The organism is Actinosynnema pretiosum (assembly GCF_002354875.1).
Taxonomy (GTDB): domain Bacteria; phylum Actinomycetota; class Actinomycetes; order Mycobacteriales; family Pseudonocardiaceae; genus Actinosynnema; species Actinosynnema auranticum.
Genome location: NZ_CP023445.1, coordinates 132,025 through 153,923, shown reverse-complemented (window position 1 = coordinate 153,923; position 21,899 = coordinate 132,025). Strand labels below are relative to the sequence as shown.

Annotated in this window: 19 protein-coding genes; 10 read left to right on the top strand and 9 right to left on the bottom strand. The window is 71.4% G+C overall.

The features are described 5' to 3' along the window. Positions 1-141 precede the first annotated feature (141 nt). Entirely contained in the window at positions 142-1,869 is a 1,728-nt protein-coding gene (locus tag CNX65_RS00720; RefSeq protein ID WP_096491037.1) for a bifunctional metallophosphatase/5'-nucleotidase, read from the top strand. A 458-nt stretch (positions 1,870-2,327) separates the two neighbouring features. Further along, positions 2,328-3,233 carry a KPN_02809 family neutral zinc metallopeptidase gene (gene ypfJ, locus CNX65_RS00715; RefSeq protein ID WP_096491036.1) on the top strand — a complete coding sequence of 302 codons (906 nt, stop codon included), beginning with the start codon at positions 2,328-2,330 and terminating at the stop codon, positions 3,231-3,233. Between the two features lie 102 nt (positions 3,234-3,335). Here ypfJ and CNX65_RS00710 read toward each other — a convergent pair whose 3' ends face one another. Both CNX65_RS00710 and CNX65_RS00705 read right to left on the bottom strand, forming a co-directional pair. After that, positions 3,336-4,856, bottom strand: a complete 1,521-nt coding sequence (locus CNX65_RS00710) for a M28 family metallopeptidase (protein WP_096491035.1) — start codon at positions 4,854-4,856, stop codon at positions 3,336-3,338. Between the two features lie 79 nt (positions 4,857-4,935). After that, positions 4,936-5,568 carry a GNAT family N-acetyltransferase gene (locus CNX65_RS00705; RefSeq protein ID WP_096491034.1) on the bottom strand — a complete coding sequence of 211 codons (633 nt, stop codon included), beginning with the start codon at positions 5,566-5,568 and terminating at the stop codon, positions 4,936-4,938. A 44-nt stretch (positions 5,569-5,612) separates the two neighbouring features. On the opposite strand from CNX65_RS00705, the gene CNX65_RS00700 reads away from it, so the two are divergent. Together CNX65_RS00700 and CNX65_RS00695 are read left to right on the top strand one after the other, a co-directional pair. Then, complete coding sequence (locus tag CNX65_RS00700; RefSeq protein WP_096491033.1) at positions 5,613-6,587, top strand: NAD(P)H-quinone oxidoreductase; 975 nt, start codon at positions 5,613-5,615, stop codon at positions 6,585-6,587. A 109-nt stretch (positions 6,588-6,696) separates the two neighbouring features. Further along, positions 6,697-8,340: a hypothetical protein gene (locus CNX65_RS00695; protein WP_096491032.1), complete on the top strand. Its 1,644-nt coding sequence runs from the start codon at positions 6,697-6,699 to the stop codon at positions 8,338-8,340. A gap of 18 nt (positions 8,341-8,358) precedes the next feature. On the opposite strand, the gene CNX65_RS00690 is transcribed toward CNX65_RS00695, so the two are convergent. Together CNX65_RS00690 and CNX65_RS00685 are read right to left on the bottom strand one after the other, a co-directional pair. Continuing rightward, the gene (locus CNX65_RS00690) at positions 8,359-9,000 is read right to left on the bottom strand and encodes a class I SAM-dependent methyltransferase (RefSeq protein ID WP_218181798.1); all 642 of its coding nucleotides are present in this window, start codon (positions 8,998-9,000) and stop codon (positions 8,359-8,361) included. 121 nt (positions 9,001-9,121) lie between these two features. After that, on the bottom strand, positions 9,122-10,321 hold the full coding sequence (locus tag CNX65_RS00685) for a cysteine desulfurase-like protein (protein ID WP_096491030.1): 1,200 nt from the start codon (positions 10,319-10,321) through the stop codon (positions 9,122-9,124). A gap of 114 nt (positions 10,322-10,435) precedes the next feature. Between CNX65_RS00685 and CNX65_RS00680 the strand changes: the two genes are divergently transcribed. The 6 genes from CNX65_RS00680 to CNX65_RS00655 all read left to right on the top strand — a co-directional run bounded on the left by CNX65_RS00680 (position 10,436) and on the right by CNX65_RS00655 (position 16,046). Further along, the gene (locus CNX65_RS00680; protein WP_096491029.1) at positions 10,436-10,984 is read left to right on the top strand and encodes a bacterial proteasome activator family protein; all 549 of its coding nucleotides are present in this window, start codon (positions 10,436-10,438) and stop codon (positions 10,982-10,984) included. Positions 10,985-11,253: 269 nt separating this feature from the next. Next, positions 11,254-12,165: a galactan export ABC transporter permease subunit Wzm/RfbD gene (gene wzm, locus CNX65_RS00675; RefSeq protein WP_096491028.1), complete on the top strand. Its 912-nt coding sequence runs from the start codon at positions 11,254-11,256 to the stop codon at positions 12,163-12,165. Between the two features lie 16 nt (positions 12,166-12,181). Next, complete coding sequence (gene wzt, locus CNX65_RS00670; RefSeq protein WP_012782767.1) at positions 12,182-12,997, top strand: galactan export ABC transporter ATP-binding subunit Wzt/RfbE; 816 nt, start codon at positions 12,182-12,184, stop codon at positions 12,995-12,997. Positions 12,998-13,000: 3 nt separating this feature from the next. Then, positions 13,001-13,897: a galactofuranosyltransferase GlfT1 gene (gene glfT1, locus CNX65_RS00665; RefSeq protein WP_012782766.1), complete on the top strand. Its 897-nt coding sequence runs from the start codon at positions 13,001-13,003 to the stop codon at positions 13,895-13,897. Positions 13,898-14,413: 516 nt separating this feature from the next. Continuing rightward, positions 14,414-15,211, top strand: a complete 798-nt coding sequence (locus CNX65_RS00660; protein WP_096491027.1) for an SdrD B-like domain-containing protein — start codon at positions 14,414-14,416, stop codon at positions 15,209-15,211. 31 nt (positions 15,212-15,242) lie between these two features. After that, positions 15,243-16,046 (top strand): SdrD B-like domain-containing protein, encoded by an 804-nt coding sequence (locus CNX65_RS00655; RefSeq protein WP_096491026.1) that lies wholly within the window; start codon positions 15,243-15,245, stop codon positions 16,044-16,046. A gap of 68 nt (positions 16,047-16,114) precedes the next feature. Here the strand turns inward: CNX65_RS00655 and glf are convergent, their stop codons facing one another. From glf to CNX65_RS00630, 5 genes are all read right to left on the bottom strand, one after another. Further along, positions 16,115-17,299 (bottom strand): UDP-galactopyranose mutase, encoded by a 1,185-nt coding sequence (gene glf / locus CNX65_RS00650; RefSeq protein WP_096491025.1) that lies wholly within the window; start codon positions 17,297-17,299, stop codon positions 16,115-16,117. 134 nt (positions 17,300-17,433) lie between these two features. Beyond that, on the bottom strand, positions 17,434-18,342 hold the full coding sequence (locus tag CNX65_RS00645) for a glycosyltransferase (RefSeq protein ID WP_218181797.1): 909 nt from the start codon (positions 18,340-18,342) through the stop codon (positions 17,434-17,436). Next, complete coding sequence (locus CNX65_RS00640; protein ID WP_096491023.1) at positions 18,330-19,961, bottom strand: glycosyltransferase; 1,632 nt, start codon at positions 19,959-19,961, stop codon at positions 18,330-18,332. Before CNX65_RS00640 ends, CNX65_RS00645 begins: the two co-directional genes overlap by 13 nt. Before the next feature lie 101 nt (positions 19,962-20,062). Beyond that, positions 20,063-21,361, bottom strand: coding sequence for an acyltransferase family protein (locus CNX65_RS00635; RefSeq protein WP_096491022.1), 1,299 nt, complete (start codon positions 21,359-21,361; stop codon positions 20,063-20,065). 26 nt (positions 21,362-21,387) lie between these two features. Further along, the gene (locus tag CNX65_RS00630) at positions 21,388-21,897 is read right to left on the bottom strand and encodes a GtrA family protein (RefSeq protein ID WP_232519655.1); all 510 of its coding nucleotides are present in this window, start codon (positions 21,895-21,897) and stop codon (positions 21,388-21,390) included. Positions 21,898-21,899: the final 2 nt, after the last annotated feature.

Below are 21,899 nucleotides of genomic sequence, written 5' to 3'. Positions count from 1 at the left end.
CGCGCGCGGCCACGGCCGCGACATCTCCGTTAACGGACGATCCTCCGGGATGTCTGGTGCCCTTCACCCGCGCGCGGCAGACTGCCACGCCGAACGCGCTCCTCCCCTACCCGGAGCGCGCCCCCCTGAGGAGTCCCCAACATGACCTGGTTCAGACGGAGCGCCGCGCTGGCGGCGACCGCCGTTGCCGGCGCCGCGGTCCTGCTCGCGCAGTCCCCGGCGACGCCCGCGCAGGCGGACAGCCGCGCCTCGGGCAAGACGGTGGACGTGCGGTTGATCGGCATCAACGACCTGCACGGCAACATCGAGCCGCCCACGGGCTCCTCCGGGCGGGTGACCCTGTCCGACGGGACCACCGTCAACGCCGGTGGCGCCGCGTTCAACGCCACGCACATCAAGAAGCTCCAGTCCGAGGTGCGCAACTCGGTGATCGTCGGGCAGGGCGACCTGATCGGCGCCTCGCCCGTGGTGTCGGCGCTGTTCCACGACGAGCCGACCGTGGAGATCCTGAACAAGGTCGGCATGGACGCGACCGCGGCGGGCAACCACGAGTTCGACGAGGGCTACCGCGAGCTGCTGCGGATGCAGCACGGCGGCTGCCACCCGGTCGACGGCTGCCAGTTCAGCCCGTCGTACACCGGCGCGAAGTTCAAGATCCTCGGCGCGAACGTGACCCTGGCCAAGTCGGGCCTGCCCGCGCTGCCGCCGTTCTGGGTCGAGTTCCGCGACGGCGTGCCGATCGGCTTCATCGGGATGCCGCTGAAGGACGTGCCGATCCTGGTCGACCCGAACGGCATCAAGGACCTGAAGTTCGGGGACGAGATCGCCGCCGCGAACAAGTACGCGGACCTGCTGAACTGGCTGGGCGTCAAGTCCATCGTGCTGCTGGTGCACCAGGGCGACAACACCGCGGGCGGCGGCCCCGACGACTGCAACACGGTCGCGGGCGGGCCCGGTCGGCTGATCGCGGAGAAGGTCAGCCCGAAGATCGACGCGGTCTTCTCCGGCCACAGCCACCAGCAGTACAACTGCACGGTCACCGACCCGGCGGGCAACCCGCGCCCGTTCATCGAGGGCCTGGCGTTCGGCCGCGAGCTGTCCGTGGTCGACCTGAAGATCGACAAGCGGACCCGCGACGTCGTCCGCTCGGAGACCAGGGCGCGCAACCACGTCGTCACCCAGGACGTCACCGCGGACCCGAAGATCCAGGCCGTGATCGACCAGGCCAAGTCCAAGGCGGGCCCGATCGCGAACAAGCAGGTCGGCACCATCGCGTCCGACATCCTGCGGGCGCAGAACCCGGCGGGCGAGTCGGCGCTGGGCAACCTGATCGCGGACTCGCAGCTGGCCGCCACCACCGGCAACGGCGCGGTCGCCGCGCTGATGAACCCCGGCGGCGTGCGCGCCGACCTGACCTACGCGGGCTCGCCCGCCGGTGAGGGCGACGGGGTGGTGACCTACGGCGAGGCGTTCACCGTGCAGCCGTTCGGCAACATCCTGCAGACCGTCTCGCTGACCGGCGCGCAGCTCAAGGCGGCGCTGGAGCAGCAGTGGCAGACCGTGAACGGCGCGCAGCGGCAGATCGTGCTCCAGCCGTCGGCGGGCCTGACCTACTCCTGGTCGGCGTCCGCGCCGCAGGGCGCCAAGGTCTCGAACCTGGCGATCAACGGCGCGGCGGTCGACCCGGCCGCCAGCTACCGGATCACGATCAACAGCTTCCTGCAGGGCGGCGGCGACGGCTTCAGCGCGTTCACCGCGGGCACCTCGGTGACCGGTGGCGGCATCGACCTGGACGCCTTCTCCGGCTACCTGGCCACGCACCCCAGCGTGTCCGCCCCGGCGCTGGACCGCATCACCACCACCCCGTAGTCGGGTGGGGCGGTGGGCGGGCCGCGCACGGCCCGCTCACCGTCCGCGACCACCGTCCACCACGGACGGTGTGTCGTCGTTTCACCAGTTCAGGCGGGTTGCGATCACGGCCGGAACAGGCGCATCCTCGAAACCAGGAACGGCGGCCGGAACGAATCCGGCTCGCACTCCGGAAGGGTTAGGTGGTGCGGTGCTGACATGTCCTCTCAGTGACGTCCCGCAGTCCCGCGGAGGGATCGGGCGCAGTCCACGCGCTTGACGCTGTTGACCCGGTGCTCTCCGGCGCCGTCTCGAACGACGCCGCCCGAGGTCCACGCCAACCTCGCGCCGGACGCGAACGTCACTCCCGTAGTGGAAGCAACCAGGAGGTGGGCCCGGAGGATCGGGCCCACCTCCTGGCGCGTCCGGGGCTAAAGTTGATCGCAGCCCGTGGCGGACGCGACTTGTGGAGGAACCTCGTGCAGTTCAACGAGGACGCGGAACTGGACACCTCGCAGGTCAGCGACCAGCGGGGCGTCGGCGGAAGGGTCGCCCTCGGCGGGGGCGGGCTCGGGATCGTCGGCGTGATCATCTACCTGGTGCTGAACCAGATCGGCGGCGGCGTCCCGCTGCCGCAGGGGTCCGGGTTCGGCGACGTGGGGCAGGACCAGCAGGTCGGGTCGCAGTCCCTGGCGCAGAAGTGCCGCACGGGCGCCGACGCGAACCGCGAGGACGACTGCCGCGCGGTGGCGTTCATCAACTCGATCCAGGCGTTCTGGAACGACCAGTTCTCCCGGTCCGGCCGGTCCTACAAGGCCGCGCAGACCAACTTCTTCTCCGGCGGCGTGCGCACGAACGGCTGCGGCAGCGCGAGCTCGGCGTCGGGCCCGTTCTACTGCCCGGCCGACTCGCAGGTGTACATCGACCTGACGTTCTTCCAGGAGCTGAAGACGAAGTTCGGCGCCACGGGCGGTCCGTTCGTCGAGGCGTACGTGCTGGCGCACGAGTACGGGCACCACGTGCAGAACCTGCTGGGCACGTCCAGCCGGGTCGGCAGGGAGACGGGCCCGAAGTCGGGTTCGGTGCGGCTGGAGCTCCAGGCGGACTGCTACGCGGGCGCCTGGGCCAACCACGCGACCACGACGCCCACCGCGTCCGGCAAGCCGCTGATCACCGGGGTGACGGACCAGGACATCGCCGCCGCCCTGGACGCCGCCGCGCGGATCGGCGACGACTTCATCCAGAAGGAGCTGGGCGGCGGCCGGGTGGACACCACGCAGTTCTCGCACGGTTCCTCGGAGCAGCGGCAGAAGTGGTACACCGCCGGGTACCGGAGCGGGAACCCGGCGCAGTGCGGGACGTTCGACACCGACGACCTGGGCTGACGACGACAGGGCCGACGACGACCGGGGCCGACCCGGTCCGAGGGCGGAGAACGACGAGGGGGGCGCCCCGCCGCACCGGCGGGGCGCCCCCTCCGCTTCCCGCTAGGCCACGTCCGCGTGGCTCGGGTGGACCGCCGCGGCGCGGGCCTGTGCCGCGGCGCGGAAGGTCGACCTGGTGGCGCGCGGCGGGACGCCGTTCACGTCCTCGGTGCTGATCGCGTAGCTCGCGGTCACCCAGGCGAGCGCGTCGGCGTTGCGGTCCAGCGCCGTGCGGTCGAGGTTGGCCAGGGTGTCGCCGGGGCCGTGGTAGTTCGGGTCGAACGCGGCCCCCGCCTCGCCGCCCCACTTCGCGGCCTGGTCGTCGGTCTTCTTCCCCTCGGCCCCGGTGAACAGGCCGCCCGCCGGGATGCCCTGGGCGATGAACTCGCCGTAGTCCGAGCGCCCGTCGAAGTCGGTGCCCTCCACCTCGACCCCCTTGGCGGCGGCCAGGTAGTCGGTGAACGCCTGCTCGACCTGCGCGGAGCCGTGCGGGCCGGGGCCCGCGCCGACGCCGTCCGAGTCGTCGCCGTCGTAGACGAAGTACGCGGCGTTCGGCGAGCCGATCATGTCGAAGTTCAGGTACAGCGCGATGTCCAGCTGCTGCTCGAAGTCCAGCGCCCGCACGTACTCGGTGGACCCGACCAGCCCCAGCTCCTCGGCGCCCCACCAGGCGAACCGCACCGCGTTGGTCACCTTGGGCGAGCCGCCGAGCTTGAGCGCGGTCTCCAGCAGGCCGGCCGAGCCGGTGCCGTTGTCGTTGATGCCCGGCCCCTCCTCGACGCTGTCCAGGTGCGCGCCCGCCATCACGACGTTGTCGGAGCGGCCGGTCCTGGTCTGGGCGATGACGTTGCGGGCGACCCGGTTCTCCTCGTGGAACCGCAGGTCCACGGTCACCTGCTGCCCGGCGCGGCCGAACAGCGCGGCGCCGTCCGCCTTGCTCACCCCGCCGGTGGGCACGACGCCCGGCGAGCCGAGGGTGACGCCGGACAACGGGCCGTCGGCGTTGTTCGCGACGAGCACGGCGACCGCGCCCGCCGCCGCGGCGTTGCGGTGCTTCACGTCGAACGTGCAGGCCCCTCGGCGGATCAGGGCGATCGCGCCGGTGAAGTCCTGCCCGGCGAAGTCGTCCGCCTCGCAGCCGGGGGTGGCGTCCTCGGGCACGGCCCGCAGCGGGCCGGTGAGGCCGCCGACGGGCGTCTGCGGCGACTCCTCCAGCGCCAGCGCCTCGTACTCGTCGCCGCCGACCGCGGCCGTGGCCGCGTCGTAGATCTGGACGGGGTAGGTGAACTGCGGCGTGGTCACCTCGTACCCGGCGCCGCGCAGCTTGCCGACGACGTAGTCGACGCTGGCGTCGTAGCCGGGGGTGCCGACGGCGCGGTTGCCGTCGTTGCGGTCGGCGATGCGCTGGAGGGCGATCAGGTGCCGGTTGACGCCGTCGACCCCGACCTCCCTCGTGAGCTTCTTCGCCAGTGCGGGGCCGTCCGGACCGGCCGGGGCGGCGGTCGCGGTCGGAACGGCTACCAGCGCGAGGGAAGCCGACGCGGCGATGGCCACCGCGCGTCGGACTCCGTTCTTTGCTGACATGGGGTCGTCCCCTTCACTCGGATTGCGGCACCCTCCTAAACCCGGTGGCGGGCCCGCAATCCTTCGGCCGGGGGTTTCTTCACGCGATGAGCAGTTCTGCGCACGCTGCGTGTCCCTCGACCGTGGGATTCCACGTCGGGCGGGTGAACTGCTCGCGGGTCACCAGGAGCCGGATCTCGGTGACCGCCTCGCCCCGGCGCACGGCGCGCTTGGTGCCGTCGGGCCGGTAGCCGAGCTTGCGGCTGACGGCGAGCGACGCCGCGTTGTCCTCCCACGCGGCCGAGCGCGCCTGGACCGCGCCCAGGTGGTCGAAGGCGTACGCGAGGACGGCGGCGCGCATCTCCGTGCCCAGGCCCGCTCCCTGGTGCCGCAGGCCGAGCCACGAGCCGGTCATGACCTCGCGGGTGGCGGCGAAGTCCTTGGCCTCCGCGGTCTGCGTGCCGATCACCCGGCCGTCCAGGCGCACCAGGAAGTTCAGCGACCAGTCGTCCGGGGTGAGCGCGGCGCGCAGCCGCCAGTGGTGCTGGAGGGTGCTGGTGGCCAGCCGGTCGGCGGGCGCGTCGGTCCACGGGAAGGCGAACGGCATGTACTCCGGCGGGTGGACGCCCCGCTGCGCCTCGGCGGCGAGCTCGAGCAGGCCCGCGTCGTCGTCCGGGCGCAGTTCGAGCCGGGGCGTGGTGATGACGAGGTCGTGGAAGGGCCAGGGGTTCATGCCTGGATGGTGCCTCGTCGAAGATCGGATTACCGTTGATTTCCATGCGTGCGATCACCCTGAGTGAGTTCGGTGGGCCCGAGGTGCTCCAGTGGTCGGAGGTGCGGGACCCCGCACCCGGCCCCGGCGAGGTGCTGCTGGACGTGGCGGCCACCGCCGTGAACCGGGCCGACCTGCTCCAGCGCAAGGGGCACTACCCGCCGCCGCGCGGCGCGTCCGAGGTGCTGGGGCTGGAGTGCTCCGGCGTGGTGGCCGCGCTGGGGCCGGGCGTCGAGGGCTGGTCGGTGGGCGACGAGGTGTGCGCGCTGCTGGCGGGCGGCGGGTACGCGGAGCGGGTCGTCGTGCCCGCCGCGCAGCTGCTGCCGGTGCCCGAGGGCGTGGACCTGGTGACGGCGGCGGCGCTGCCCGAGGTGGCGTGCACGGTGTGGTCGAACGTGGTGGTGCTGGCCGGGCTGCGGGCCGGGGAGACGCTGCTGGTGCACGGCGGCGCGGGCGGGATCGGCACGCACGCGATCCAGGTCGGGAAGGCGCTGGGGGCGCGGGTCGCGGTGACCGCCGGGTCGGCGGAGCGGCTGGCGCGGTGCGCGGAGCTGGGCGCGGACGTGCTGGTGGACTACCGGGAGCAGGACTTCGTCGAGGTGGTCGGCGCGGCGGACGTGGTGCTGGACAACATGGGCGCGTCGTACCTCGGGCGGAACGTGGACGTGCTCGCGCCGGACGGCAGGCTCGTGGTGATCGGGATGCAGGGCGGGGCCAGGGGCGAGCTGGACCTGGGGAAGATGCTGGGCAAGCGGGCCTCGCTGATCGCGACGGGGCTGCGGCACCGGCCGGTGGAGGGGCGGACCGGCAAGGGCGCGGTCGTGGCGGCGGTGCGCGAGGGGCTGTGGCCGCTGGTCGCGGACGGGCGGGTGCGGCCGGTGGTGCACGAGGTGCTGCCGCTGGAGCGCGCGGCCGACGCGCACCGGGCGCTGGAGGGCGGCGGGGCGGTGTTCGGGAAGCTGGTGCTGGCCACGGGCTGAGGTGCCCGGCGGGGCACCGGGACCGGCCCCTCCGGTGCCCCCGGAGTCCTTCTGCCGGGGCGGTGGCGCCGCCTACCTTCGGAGATGATCACCGGAGGCGGGAGGCCCCATGCACTCGGACCGGGCACGTCCGGACCAGGAACGGCGGTCGGCGGAGCGCGGGCCCGCGCCGCGGGCGCGCTCGCCCCGCGCGGGCGGGGAGGCGGCGCGCGGCGGACCGCCCCCGGCGCTGAGCACCGGCCAGCTGATGGGCATCCAGCAGCTGGCGGGCAACGGCACGGCGAGCGCGATCGTGCAGCGGATGGTCGAGGACCCCGGCGACGACCGGCCGGGGCCGAGCGCGGAGGCCAAGGGGAAGAAGCGGGCGACCCCGGAGTTCGAGCTGGCGAACGAGATCGCCCCCGGCGCCGGGGAGCCCGACTCCCCGGCGCGCGTCGCGGCGGTCCGCGCGGCGCTGCACACCCGGCTCTCCGGCGGTCCGCTGTTCACCCCGAGGGAGCTCGACCTGATCCAGGGCTGCCCGGACGGCTGGTTGGGCCAGGTCGGCATCGGGACCCACGGGCAGGCCGTCGCCTACCTGGCCGCGCACTCCTACCGGGACTGGCTGGGCCTCGATCCCGGACGGCGCGTGCTGCTGGCGACGATCGCCTTCGAGCGGTACCGGGGGACGAGCGCGCCCGCCTCGGACATCAACACCCCGGCCTACACGCTCGGCCGGACGCTGTTCCTCCGGCAGGGCGGTTCGGAGGCCGAGATCGCGCAGCGGGGCGACCAGATCAGCAACGCGTTCGTCGAGACGCTGCTGCGGGACACCCCTCCCGACGAGGTGCCCGAGCACGAGCGGGCGGCGCAGGGCAGGGCGGTCGCCCGCGCCAGGGAGGTGCTGATCCGGGTCTTCGTCCTGCTCCAGGCGGGGTTGAAGGTGTTCGACCCGGCGAAGGGCGAGCACATCGACTACACCGAGGGCGACGTGAGCCGGGCGCTCGCGCACGGCGGCCGGGTGAACGTCCGCGTCCCCAAGCTGAGCCTGGAGAGCCCGTTCTTCATGAACGAGTTCCTGAAGATGAAGGCGGCGGAGGAGCGCCGCCTGTTCGCCACGCACCACCACCACATCAGCGCGAGGGGGGCGTTCGAGGAGCAGGGCGGGATCGAGGCCTCGCTCAAGAACACCGTGGACGCGGTGCTCGGCCTCGGGCTGTGGAGCAGGCTGCACGGGTTGAACCTGGCGGCGGGCGGCTGGGGGAACCGGGACTTCAACAACGACGTCATCACCCCGGACGGCGGCCACGGCCACCTGTTCATCGGCTTCCAGCCGCCGACCCCGTGGCACGACGGCGTGGTGGCGGTGGGCATGGAGACCACGGCCCCGAAGATGCCGTGGTCCCGCAAGAAGATCCCCAGCCCGGTCGGCTACGTGCACGACGCCCGCTCGACGGAGAAGACCGCGAACCCCGAGAGCAGCTTCCACGGGCACAAGTCGGAGAAAATCGGCGGCGGCGAGCTGAGGGACAACAGCCGCCTGGTCGACCTGAACGACCTGGGCCCGGACTGGAAGAACGCGCTGAACGACCTGGCGCGCCAGTGGGAGGAGTACCTGGCCGCCGCCAAGCTCCAGGGCGCCGAGCAGCTGCGCCGGGCGCTGGCGGAGCTGGTCGGCAGGCGCAGGGGCGGCCCGCCGAAGCCGGGCGCGCCCGGTTCCGGCGAGCCCTCCGGGTCCGGTGGGCCCTCGGGGTCCGGCGGGGGCGCGGCCTGAGCGCCAGGGCCAGGGCGCTCAGGTCAGGGCCGTGGCCGCCGCGAGCGAGGTGCTGCCGGTCGGGCGGAAGCGCAGCGCGTACTCGCGCGACCAGCGCTCCAGCACCGCCCGCTCCCCCGGCCGGTGCGCGTCGTCGACCAGCACGGCCGCGCCCGGCGCGAGGACGTCGCGGAACACCGGCAGCGCCGGGTAGCGCGAGTCGCCCAGCAGGGGGCCGTCGACCATGAGCAGGTCGACCAGGCCGTGGCTGTCCACGAACGACGACACCTCGTCGCGCACCGCCGACGGCGCGTACCACCGCCCGCCGGGGCCCGCGGCCGGGTGCGCGGTGAGCGGGGCGTGCACGACGCGCGCCACGTGCCCCAGGCCCTCCCGGCGCAGCTGGCTGGCGACGAAGGCGGCGGTGCGCTCGTCGTGCTCCAGCGACAGCAGGCGCCCGAAGCCGCGCTTGGCCAGCAGCCTCGCCAGCACCACCGACGAGGACCCGCAGCCGCACTCGACCAGCACCGTGCGGGAGCCCACGAGCACCTCGTCGAGCAGGGCGACCAGCGCCGACGGGCTCAGCTCGTGCGCTGTCGACGGCAGGTACTCCGACATCAGGGGCGCCAGGCGGTGCAGCGCGGACAGGTCGGCCAGTTCTCTCGCCAGCGCTTCGTCCAAGCCCGTTCCCACTCCAAGTCCGAGGCCCTCGGCGGGCGCGGGAGCGCCGCCCCGATGAATCTGCCCGGCCAAGTCTGCCCGGAGCAGGCCCGCGGGCCCAGCCGCCCGCAGGCCCGGCCCGCTAGCCCAGCTCGGCGACGGCCCGCACGAGGTCGTCCACCTCGGCCGCGTTGGTGTAGTGGGCGAGCCCGACCCGGACGGCCCCGCCGACCTCGCCGACGCCGAGCACGGAGAACACCCCGTGCTGGCCGGGGTCGGCGAACGCGCAGACCCCGCGCTCGGACAGGTGCTCCACCGCCTCGGCGGACTTGACCCCGGCGACCGTGAAGGCCAGCGCGGGCACCCGGCGCATCGCGTCGCCGATGACCGTGACGTGCCGCAGCGAGCGCAGCTCGTGGATCAGGTTCGCGAGCAGCCCGGCCTGGTAGGCCTTGACCGAGCCCAGCGAGGTGAGCAGCTTCTCCCGCCGGGGGCCGATGGCCGCGTCGTCCAGCCCGGCCAGGTACTCCACCGACGCGACCAGGCCCGCGAGGAGCGGGTAGGCGTGCGGCCCGAGCTCGAGGCGCTCCGGCCCGCGCGCGCCCGCCTCGACGGCGACGGAGGGCAGCAGGTCGAGCAGGGACGGGTCGCGGAAGACCAGGGCGCCGACCGGCGGGCCGCCCCAGGTGTTGGCGGACACGGCGACCACGTCGGCGCGCATGGAGGTGATGTCCAGCGGCACGAACGGCGCGGCGGCGGAGGCGTCGACCACCACGAGCGCGCCGTGCTCGCGCGCGACGGCCCCGATCCTGGGCAGGTCGGGGCGGGTGCCGACCGCGCCGGAGGCGGCGGTGACCGCGACCAGCTTGCACTTGTCGGTGATCAGCTCGTCGTACTGCCACGCGGGCAGCTCGCAGGTCTCTATGTCGACCTCGGCGAACCGCACGACGCTGCCGGTGCGCTGGGCGGCGCGCTGCCACGGCGCGATGTTGCCGGGGTGGTCGAGCCGGGAGACCACGACCTCGTCGCCGAGGAACCAGCCCTCGGACAGGGCGTCGGACAGCCGCTGGAGCAGCACCGCGGAGCTGGGGCCGAGGACCACGCCCGCGGGGTCGGCCCCGACGAGGTCGGCGACGGCGCGGCGGGCCGCGTCGACGATGGCCTCGGCGCGCTGCGAGGCGGGGAAGATGCCGCCCGGCCCGGAGACCGGTGCGCGCAGCGCCGTGGAGACGGCCGTGGCCACCTGCTCGGGCACCTGCATCCCGGCGGGCGCGTCCAGGTGGACCCAGCCGTCGCCGAGCGCGGGGAAGAGGCCGCGGACCCGTGCGACGTCGAACGCCATGCCGCACACCGTACGTAGCGGGGGGCGGGCGGCGACAGGAGGGGCGGCCGGATCGGCGCGGGATGTCGCGGGGCCGGTTCGGCACCGGGCGGGGGCGCGGGCGAGGATGGTGGCATGAACGAGCCACGCGAGCAGGCCGAGGCCGACCAGCACGTCATCGTCGTGGGCCCGGACGGCGCCCCGGTGGGGGCGGCCCGCCTCGGCGGCGGTGAGGACGGGGCGCCGCAGGACGTGACCGAGCTGGTCGAGCAGCCCGCGAAGGTCATGCGGATCGGCACCATGATCAAGCAGCTGTTGGAGGAGGTCAGGGCGGCTCCGCTCGACGAGGCGAGCCGGGCCAGGCTCAAGGAGATCCACAAGCGGTCCATCCACGAGCTGGAGGACGGCCTGGCCCCCGAGCTGCGCGACGAGCTGGAGCGGTTGTCGCTGCCGTTCACCGAGGAGGGCACGCCGTCGGACGCGGAGCTGCGGATCGCCCAGGCCCAGCTGGTCGGCTGGTTGGAGGGCCTGTTCCACGGCATCCAGACGGCGCTGTTCGCCCAGCAGATGGCGGCGCGCGCCCAGCTGGAGCAGATGCGCGGTCGCGCGCTGCCCCCCGGCAGCGGCTCCTCCGCCGCGTCGACCGAGGGCGGGCACTTCAAGGGGACCGGCCAGTACCTGTGAGCTGTCCCACGCGCCCGTCCCCGAGGGCCCGCGGCGCGGGCTCCGGGGGCGGGCCTGCGCGGGCGCCGCACCCGGCCGCCGGTCACTGTGAGACATGGTTGGTGGAACGAGAGGGGATGATCCGGCTTTTTCACTACGACGCGTGCATCTAAAACCACTGGGCGCTTGTTCGTTCGGGTGACGAACATCCACGGCTGCGGTAGGCAGTAATCGCAACGTGACCGACCGGCGGGGAACACAAGAAAGCGTCGCCGGTACTCTCAATCACCGTGCAACCCACTAGTACGGTCGCCGACCCCCAGGCACCCCTCGCACCTGACTCCCGCACGTTCGCACGCGCGTTCGCGGACGTGCGCGACGCCTGGCGAAACAGGGCGCTGTGGGGGCACCTCGGCTGGCAGGACATCAAGCAGCGCTACCGCCGGTCGGTGATCGGCCCGCTGTGGATCACCATCTCCATGGGGACCACGGCCGTGGCGATGGGCTTGCTCTACTCCCAGCTCTTCGGCCAGGACATCTCGACGTTCCTGCCCTACATCACGGCCGGGTTCCTGATCTGGAACTTCATCGTCGGCTGCATCACCGAGGGCACGGACGTCTTCATCGCCAACGAGGGGCTGATCAAGCACCTCCCGGCGCCCATCACGGTGCACGTGCTCCGCCTCGTGTGGCGGCAGATGCTGTTCTTCGTGCACAACCTGGTCGTCTACGTGATCGTGGCCGGAATCTTCTTCGGCACGCTCTCCGAGCCGTACCACATGCAGGGCGACCCGAACCTGCACCCCGGCATCAGCTGGGCGGCGCTGCTCGCCATCCCCGCCTTCTTCCTGCTCGCGGTGAACGCGGTCTGGGTGGCACTGCTGTTCGGCATCATCAGCACGCGCTTCCGCGACATCCCGCCGGTGATCCACAGCTTCATCCAGCTGGTGTTCTTCATGACGCCGATCGTCTGGCACACCGGAATCCTGTCGAAGTTCGGTGAGCACAACGGCGACTGGCGGGTGCTGATCGCGGAGCTGAACCCGCTGTACCACTTCCTGGAGATCGTCCGCGCGCCGATGCTGGGCCACACGCAGGACTGGCACCACTGGGTCGTCGTCGGCGCCTTCACCGTGGTCGGCTGGGCACTGGCGCTCCTTGCGCTGCGCAACTACCGCGCGCGCGTCTCCTACTGGGTCTGAGTGAGGCCGTAAGCACATGGTCAGCATCGACGTCTGGAACGCCTCGGTCGACTTCCCGATCTTCGACGCGAAGTCGAGGTCGCTGAAGAAGCTCGCACTGGGCAAGGTCGGCGGCAAGATCGGCTCTGAGGGCCGGGTCCCGATCATCGAAGCACTGCACGACATCAACATCTCGCTGAAGCACGGCGACCGGGTCGGTCTCGTCGGCCACAACGGCGCGGGCAAGTCCACGCTGCTGCGGCTCCTCGCGGGCATCTACGAGCCGACGCGCGGCAGCTCGCGCATCGTCGGCAAGGTCGCCCCGGTGTTCGACCTCGGCGTCGGCATGGACCCGGAGATCTCCGGGTACGAGAACATCATGATCCGCGGCCTCTTCCTCGGGATGTCCCGCAAGGAGATGGAGAAGCGGGTCGACGACATCGCGTCGTTCACCGAGCTCGGCGACTACCTGTCGATGCCGCTGCGCACGTACTCGACCGGTATGCGGGTGCGCCTGGCGCTGGGCGTGGTCACCTCGATCAACCCGGAGATCCTGCTCCTGGACGAGGGCATCGGCGCGGTCGACGCCGCGTTCCTGGAGAAGGCCCGCGACCGCCTGAACGACCTGGTGGACCGCGCGGGCCTGCTGGTGTTCGCCTCGCACGCCGACGAGTGGCTCGCCGAGCTGTGCACCAAGGCGATCTGGATGGACGAGGGTCGGGTCAAGCAGCAGGGCGACCTGCGCGAGGTCCTGACGGCCTACAAGGGCCGCGACCCGTTCGCGAACATGAGCGAGGAAACGCTCAAGAGGCTCGGTCAGTCCAAGGTCACGACTGCGAACGGTGGCGAGTAGGACGTGAGCGCACTGCCCAAGGGGTCCGTCGTCGGGGTCGTGGTGACCCGGCACCGGCGCGAACTGCTGGCCGACTCGCTCAAGGTGCTCGCCTCGCAGACGAGGCAGCTCGATCACCTGGTGGTCGTGGACAACGGTCCCGACCAGCCGGTGGACGACCTGGTCGCGGAGTGCCCCATCCCCACCACCTACCTGGTGTCGCACCGGAACCTCGGCGGCGCGGGCGGGTTCGCGTTGGGGATGCTGCACGCGCTCTCGCTGGGCGCGGACTGGGTGTGGCTGGCCGACGACGACGGCAGGCCCGCCGACGAGACCGTGCTGGAGGTGCTGCTCCAGGAGGCCGGTCGCCGGAACCTGGCGGCGATCTCCCCGGTCGTCACGAACATCGAGCGCCCGGAGAAGCTGGCGTTCCCGATGCGCCGGGGCCTGACCTGGAAGCGGGACACCGGCGCGCTGGGCTCCGACTTCCTGCCGGGGATCGCGTCGCTGTTCAACGGCGCCCTGTTCCGGGCGTCCACGCTCGACGTGGTCGGCGTGCCGGACTACCGGCTGTTCTTCCGGGGCGACGAGGTGGAGATCCACCGCAGGCTGGTGCGCAGCGGGCTGCCGTTCGGCACCTCGCTGAAGGTGGCCTACCTGCACCCGGACGGCTCGGACGAGTTCAAGCCGATGCTGGGCGGCCGGTTCCACGCGCAGGACCCGGAGAACCAGATCAAGCGGTACTACACCTACCGCAACCGCGGCTACCTGCTGTCCCAGCCGGGGATGCGCAAGCTGGGCCTGCTGGAGCTGGCCCGGTTCGGGCTGTACTTCCTGGGCGTCCGCAAGGACCCCAAGGCGTTCGTGGAGTGGCTGAAGCTGGTGAGGCTCGGCCAGCGGGAGCGCTTCTTCCGGAAGTGAGCGCCGGAGCGCGAAGTCAGGCCTGGAGCGGCCCTTGAGGATTCCTCAAGGGCCGCTTTCAGCTTTTCCGGAGCACCTCGCGGCAGAGTTCTCGTTGTGAGGCGGAGGAGCCGCCTCCTCGCTCAGGAGGCGGAGATGGACCGGAGAGGCGCCGGGGACGCGGTCGGAGACCGGGGTCCCGCCGAGCGGCGCCGCTCGGGGGACTCGGGGGAGGTCCTCGGTCCGGTCGGCCGTCGCACGGCGGGCCGCGGCGTCGTGAGGCGTCGCGGCCCGGCCGGGCCCGGCGGGGTGGAGGAGGGGGCGCACCGCACGGGGGGCGCGGTGTCCCGAAGCTGGGGGAAGTCCGGTGCTGGGGGTACCGGGGTTCCGCGTCGCGCCTGGTGGGAGGTCCGCGAGGGCCTCCCACCGGCCACGACGAAAAGCGAGTTCCGCTCACTTCACGCCTTGATCACTTCGCGAACCGCTCGGTACAACACCTTCCGCCCGACGACGGGCGCCAGCACTGGGGGAACACCAATGCGCAAGGCAGGCATCACCGCACTGGCCATCGCCGCCACCGCCGCGGCACTCGGCGGGGCTCCCGCCGCCTCGGCCGCCGAGGCCACCGGCACCATCACCGGCGTCGTCTGGCACGACCTGAACGCCAACGGTCTGCGCGACGCCGGGGAGCCGGGCGTCAAGAACGCCTACGTCGGCATCAAGGGCCTGGACAGCAGCTACGTCGCCACGGCCGCGGACGGCAGCTACTCGATCACCGCTCCGGCGGGCAGCCACGTGGTGCACCTCGCGGACAACAGCGGCTTCGGCAGGGTCTGGGGCCCGCAGGCCCAGGGCGGTTCGGCGTTCGGGCTCTGCACCGGCGAGACCGCGCCGATCAGCGTCGCGGCCGGGGAGGCCGCACGGGTGGACGGCGGCCTGGTGTCCGCGGTCTTCGACTTCCAGCCCACCGAGTTCACGCTGAGCCCGGCCAAGGACGTCTACGCCGTGGGCGACGTGGTCGAGGTGCTCGGCGGCATCACGCACGACGGCGCGGGCTGCTCCGGGGCGCACGCCACCCTGGACCTGCCCGCGGGCGTCACCAAGCTGGACCGCCTCGGCGACTACCTGCCGTTCTACGCGACCGACAAGCCCAACCAGGTCACCGGCCAGGTGAACGAGCGCCGCGCGGCGGGCCACGCCTACACGCTGGGCGCCCGCGTCGTGGTCGACCGGCCGCTCGACGCCGCCGAGTTCCGGATCTCCACGATGTGGAACGACTCCCAGGACCCCGACCACACCAACAACTCCGCCACCACCACCATCACCGCCAACTGACCTGAGCACCGACAGCACTGGGGGAACAGCAATGCGCAAGGCAGGCATCACCGCACTGGCCATCGCCGCCACCGCCGCGGCGCTCGGCGGGGCTCCCGCCGCCTCGGCCGCCGAGGGCACCGGCGCCATCACCGGCGTCATCTGGCAGGACCTGAACGCCAACGGCGAGCGCGACGCGGGCGAGCCGGGGCTCAAGGGCGCCTACGTCGGCATCGACGGCCTGAGCAGCACCTACACCCAGACCGGGGCGGACGGCAGCTACACCATCACGGCGCCCGCGGGCAGCGGCTACCGGGTGCACCTGGCCGACGGGCTGCTGAGCGGCTACGTCTGGGGCCCGGAGATCAGGGGCCACTCCGTGTTCGGCCACTGCACCGGCAAGTCCGCGCCGATCGACCTGGCGGCGGGCGAGGTCGTCCCCGACGCGAACGGCGGCGTGGTCAAGCCCAGCTTCGACTTCCAGCCCACCGGGCTGACCCTGAGCCCGGCCAAGGACGTCTACGCGGTCGGCGACGTCGTGGAGGTGCTCGGCGGCATCGGCCACGAGGGCGCGGGCTGCTCCGGCACCTCGGCCGTGCTGCGCCTGCCGGACGGCGTCACCAAGCTGGAGCGGCTGGGCGACTACCTGCCGTTCTACGCGACCGACAAGCCCAACGAGGTCACCGGCCAGCCCGACGGGCGCCGCGCGGGTCGCCACCCGTTCACGCTGGGGGCGCGCGTGGTGATCGACCGGCCGCTCACCGCCGCCGAGTTCACCATCTCCACGATGTGGAACGACTCCTTCGACCCCGACCACACCAACAACTCGCTGACCACCGCGATCAACGCCGGGTGAGCTGACCCGGAACGCGGAAGGGCCCCGGTGCGCGACGCGCCGGGGCCCTTCCCGTCAGCCGGGACCGGTCAGTCCAGGGAGCCGTCGAGCGCCTTGCCCTCGGTCAGGTGCGGGGCGATCTTGTTGTCGAACGCGGTCAGCGCCGCGCCGATCGCCATGTGCATGTCGAGGTACTTGTAGGTGCCCAGGCGACCGCCGAAGAGCACGTTGCGCTCGGTGGCCTCCTTCTTCGCCAGCTCGCGGTACTTCTCCAGCTTGGCGCGGTCCTCGGCCGTGTTGATCGGGTAGTACGGCTCGTCCTCCTTCTCCGCGGAGCGGGAGAACTCGCGGACGATGACCGTCTTGTCGGCCGGGTACTCGCGCTCCGGGTGGAAGTGCCGGAACTCGTGGATGCGGGTGTAGGGGACGTCCGCGTCGTTGTAGTTCATGACGGGCGTGCCCTGGAAGTCCCCGGTGTTCAGGACCTCCATCTCGAAGTCCAGCGTGCGCCAGCCCAGCCAGCCCTCGGAGTAGTCGAAGTACCGGTCGACCGGGCCGGTGTAGACGATCGGGGTGCCCTCGGGGATCTCGGCGCGGACGTCGAAGAAGTCCGTGCCGAGGCGGACCTCGATGTTCTCGTGGTCGGCCATCTTCTGCAGCCAGGCGGTGTAGCCGTCGACCGGCAGGCCCTCGTAGGTGTCGTTGAAGTAGCGGTTGTCGAAGTTGTAGCGCACCGGCAGGCGGCTGATGACCGCGGCGGGCAGCTCCTTCGGGTCCGTCTGCCACTGCTTGGCGGTGTAGTCGCGGACGAACGCCTCGTAGAGGGGGCGGCCGATCAGCGAGATCGCCTTCTCCTCCAGGTTGGTGGCGTCCTTGGCGTCGATCTCCGACGCCTGCTCGGCGACCCACGCCCGCGCCTCGTCCGGCGACAGGTACTTGCCGACGAACTGGGTGATCAGGCCCAGGCCCATGGGGAACTGGTACGCGGTGCCGTCGTGCATGGCGAACACGCGGTGCTGGTAGCCGGTGAACTCGGTGAACTTGTTGACGTAGTCCCACACCCGCTTGTTGGAGGTGTGGAACAGGTGCGCCCCGTAGCGGTGCACCTCGATGCCCGTCTCGGGCTCGGCCTCGGAGTAGGCGTTTCCACCGATGTGGTCGCGGCGCTCCAGGACCAGGACGCGCTTGCCGAGCTGAGACGCGGCGCGCTCGGCGACCGTGAGGCCGTAGAAACCGGAACCGACGACGATCAGATCAAATCCAGCGAAGCTCACGAGCGCGAGGGTACGGCAGTGACCCGCTGTGACAGGGAGCACCCCGATTCCGGTGAGCGCCCGTTTTTTCCCACCCGGCGCAGAAAAAACCGGGCCCGCTCCACGTGGAGCGGGCCCGGTGGGAGAAGCGCAGATCAGAGGACCGAGCGCGGCATTTCCGGCTTCGGGTTGAACTTGACGCCCTCGACGATCTTCTTGAACAGCTTGACGCGCAGCCCCATGGGCACGCGGCCCTGCTTGAGGCCCTGGTGCACGCGGCCGACGAACTTGGCGAACGCGACCGGGTTCTCGTGGTGCAGGCGGTACGAGGCCTCGTTGCGGGCGCCGTACTCGAACTTCCACATGTTGGAGGCGTTCACGTCGCTGAAGTTCACGCCGCGGTTCACGCCGAGGTCGTGGACGACGACGCTGCTGAGCACCTGCACGCCGGGGCCGGACTTGTTGACGCGCAGCGTGTACTCCTGGTCGTCGAACCAGATGAAGTACTCGCGCAGCGGGAGGCCGTGCTTGGTGAGGGCCCAGCGCGGGAACATCACCGAGACGAAGGAGCAGTGCTTGACCAGCACGTTCTCCTGGCCCTTGGAGATGAGGCGGCCCCAGTCCCAGGTGGTGACGGGGTTGTTCATCTCGCAGATGGAGCCGTCGACCCACTTGACCAGCGAGCAGGCGAACGGGAGCTGCATGTCCAGCTCGGCCTCGGCCTTGGCCAGGCCGCCCAGGAGCTCCTCCAGCGCGTCGCTGTTGGCGTAGCAGTCGTCGTCCATGATCCAGACGAAGTCCGCGCCCAGCTCGTAGCCCCGGTTCATGCCGGTGGCGAAGCCGCCCGCGCCACCGGTGTTCTCGGTGAGCCTGATGATCTCGACGTTCTCGACGCCCTCGTACTGCTTGAGGACCTCGTCGGTGCCGTCGGTGGACGCGTTGTCGACGATCACGAGCCAGTCGGCCTTGCGGGTCTGGGCCAGCACGTGGTCGAGCACCTTGGGGAGCTTGGCCTTGCGGTTGTACGTGACGACAACGGCGGCAACGGTGCTCACTTGAGCCATCCTTCGTAGGTGTCGCGGACCCAGGTCCGGGCGTCGGGCAGCTTGGCGAACGCGGCGGCCTTGCCTGCCTGCTCGTCCAGCCAGATCTTGCGCTGCTCCGGCGAGTTGATCATGGTGCGGATGCGCTTGGTCGCGGTGGAGATGAAGGGGTACGGGTGGCGCGGCAGCAGCAGGTCCTCGGCGATGAGGGACGCCTGCGAGCCGACCTCGGTCGACACCACCGGGACGCCTGCGGCGGTCGCCTCGAACGACGTGAGGGTCAGGCCCTCGTTGTCGGAGGAGATCACCAGCACGTCCGCGTCGGCCAGGGTCTTGGCGACCGGCTTGTCCGGGCCGCGCAGCTCCAGCACGTCGGAGAGGTTGAGCCGGGCGATGAGCCCGGTGACCTCCGACGCCAGCTCGCCGTCGCCGTGGACGATGAACTTGACGGGGCTGTCGACCGCTTCCTTCAGGCTCGCCGCGAGCTGCAGGAACAGGTACGGGCGCTTCTGCTGGGTGAACCGGCCGACGAACGCCACCGTGAACGGGGCGCCCGCGGGCTTCTCGGTCCGGGCGTTCTCCTCGATCCCCTTGGTGGTCAGGTTGGCCAGCGTCGCCAGCTTCACCTTGTCCGGGTTCACGCCCTGCTTGCCGATGAGGTAGTCGCGCAGCATCGGGGAGATGACGTGGTGCTGGTCGATGACGTTGGTCATCCGCACCGAGATGTCGACGAAGCCGCCGGTGCGCCACTCCAGGATGTGCAGCGAGTCCACCACCGGGAGGTCGGGGCGGATCGACTTCAGCCACGGCAGGCGCTGGGCCAGCCAGGTGCTGTGGTGCAGGTGCACGCCGCGCACGTCGTACGCGGAGAGCACGCCGTTGAGGAACGCGGACTCCTCGGCGGCGGCGACCGGGTGGGTCAGCGGGACGACGATGGCGCCGTCCAGCTCCGGCCGGGTGATCCACGGGTGGGTGGACGGCCGGTCGGTGACCACGATGGGGGTGAACCCCGCGTCCTTGGCCAGCTGGACCGTCTCCAGCGCGAACCGCTCGGCGCCGCCCAGCTCCAGCCAGTGGATGCCGAACAGGATCGCCGGGGTGGTGCCCGCGGTGGTGGCCGTGGTGCCCCTGGTGATGCGGACCGGCGCCTTCTTCGGCACGTCGCGCTGGCGGTAGCGCTTCTCGGTCACGTCGGTGCGGTACTGGCGCAGCACGTCGAACTGCACCGGTGCGAAGAAGCGCACCGAGCGGCGGACCTTGCCGAGGACGCCGGGCAGCTGGTGGTACGCCGAGGCGATCTCGGGCTCGCCGCCCAGGTCGACGGCGAGGTCGAGCAGACCCTCGGTGGCGCCCTTGCCGGTCGTGGTCTGCACGGTGCTGCGCACGACGAGCGAGCCGACGACCTCGCGGTCGTCCTCCCACTCGATCTGACGGGTCTTCTCGTCGGTCAACGAGGGCATCGAGCCCCTGGGACCGCGAAGAACGGTGATCCGGAACGTCTGACCGGGCCTGGTGAGCGCGTGGAAATTGATCGCGCCGATGAGGATGCGGCGTTCCCGCTCGTCGAGCAGTCCTCCACCACCGGTCAGGCCGACGCCGCTTTCGTCGAGAAGTTCGACAATTCCTGGAAGCTGGTTCACGGGCCCTTCCGTCACATCTCTCGGTTGTTGTCGAGTAGCGCCGTCGGGGCGGCGTGTGAGGCAGTTGTCGAGCTTACCGAACCCCTGTGGGCTCGCTCGGATCAGACCTTGATCGAACGCGGCAGCATCTTCCGCATGGAGCGCTGGCACGGTTCTTCGACATAGCGGTGCAGCAGCCACCCGCCCACGACGGAGAGGACGAGCGCGGCGATCAGCAGCAGCCGGTAGCCCCAGCTGCTCGGGTCGTCCACGTAGCCCCACGAGGTGAGCAGCCTGCGCATCAGGTCGAGCAGCAGCCAGTGCACGAGGTAGAGCGCGAACGAGACCTTGCCGCCCCAGACCATGACCTTGGTGCTGAGGAAGCGGGAGGTGACGTCGCGCCCGCTGACCGCGAGCGAGCCGACCAGGAGCAGGAACAGCGGGACGACCACCACGGTCTCGGTGGCCCCCCACATGAGGTGGCCGTTGATGCGCCAGTCGGCGGCGAAGCGCACGCGCACCGCCGGGTCGTACAGGCAGATCGCGTAGATGACGACCAGGATCAGCGGCAGGACGACGGTCGGCCGCAGGAACCAGGCCAGCTTGGTGGTCAGGCCGTGCCGCAGCACGAGCACCGCGACGATCGCGCCGCCGACGAACTCGGTGAGCACGCGCAGCGGGACGATGCCCTCGACGACCTTGTCGCCGTCCCACATCAGGTCGCTGCCGTCCTGGAAGCCGATGCCGACGAGCACGATCGGCAGGACCGCCAGCAGCGCGAGGCCGATCAGGGCCTTGCTGGACAGCAGGGTGCGGAACTTGGCCAGCAGCACCACGAGGAAGCAGAACGCGATGTAGGCCATCCACTCGGCGCTGAGCGACCAGTCGATGGGGTTCCAGTCGTGGTGGGCCGTTCCCCAGGCCTGCACGAGGAACACGTGCGCCAGGAAGCGGCCGGGCTGGAGCGCGTAGTGGTAGCCGCCGTCGTTCGTGGTGGTCGCCAGCCAGGCCAGGTAGCAGCCCCAGACGATCAGCATGGTGAACATGACCGGCCAGATGCGCGAGAGCCGCAGCCACAGGAACGCGATCATCTTGCGCGGTCCCCACCCGACGATCATGCGGTCGAGGTGGGTGTAGGTGAGGATGAAGCCGGAGAGGACGAAGAACAGGTCGACGCCCAGGTACCCGACGTTCATCAGCGGGATGAGCGGGTAGAGGAAGCCGAACGCCTCGATCAGCTCCGGCCTGAAGTGGAACAGCAGCACCCACAGGGCGGCGAGCGCCCTGATGCCGGTGAGCTGGTTGATGTGCGGGACGCGCGAGGCGGCGCTGGGCGAGGCGGCGCTGGGCGAGCCGTTCACGGCGGGCGGCTCCGGCTGCCCCGCGACCTGCTCGGTGACCTGAGTGTCGGCCTTCTGCATCCCCGTTTCCCGTCCCCTGTCTCGGTTCATCGTCGGCGGAACACCACGCGGCTGTACGCCGTGTAGTTCCACACCAGGCCCGCGCAGATCGCGGCGAGCTTCGGCAGCCAGGCCGCCAGTCCGGTCAGCGGCTGGTCGAGGACCGCCATGAGCGCCTCGACCCCGAAGATCACCACCGGGTGGATGACCCACAGGCCGAAGGCGGTGAAGGCGAAGAACAGCGCGCCCTGCTTGGCCGCGCCGCCGCCCCCGCCGCCGAAGGTGAAGTACTTGTTGGCCACGAAGCTGAAGCCCATGCCCGCCGAGGTGGACGCGAAGTTCGCGACCAGGAAGGGCAGGCCGACGCCGGTCAGCACCATGTACAGCACCAGGTCGATGAGCGTGTTCACGCCACCGACCAGGCCGAACCGGATGAGCTGGCCCAGCCCGCCCGAGGGAGCGGGCGCCGGGACCGGCGCCGGGACCGGCGAGATCACCGGTTCCGGCGCGAGCGCCTGCTCGGCGGGGTCGCTCCCCGCCTGGTCGTCCACGGCCACGG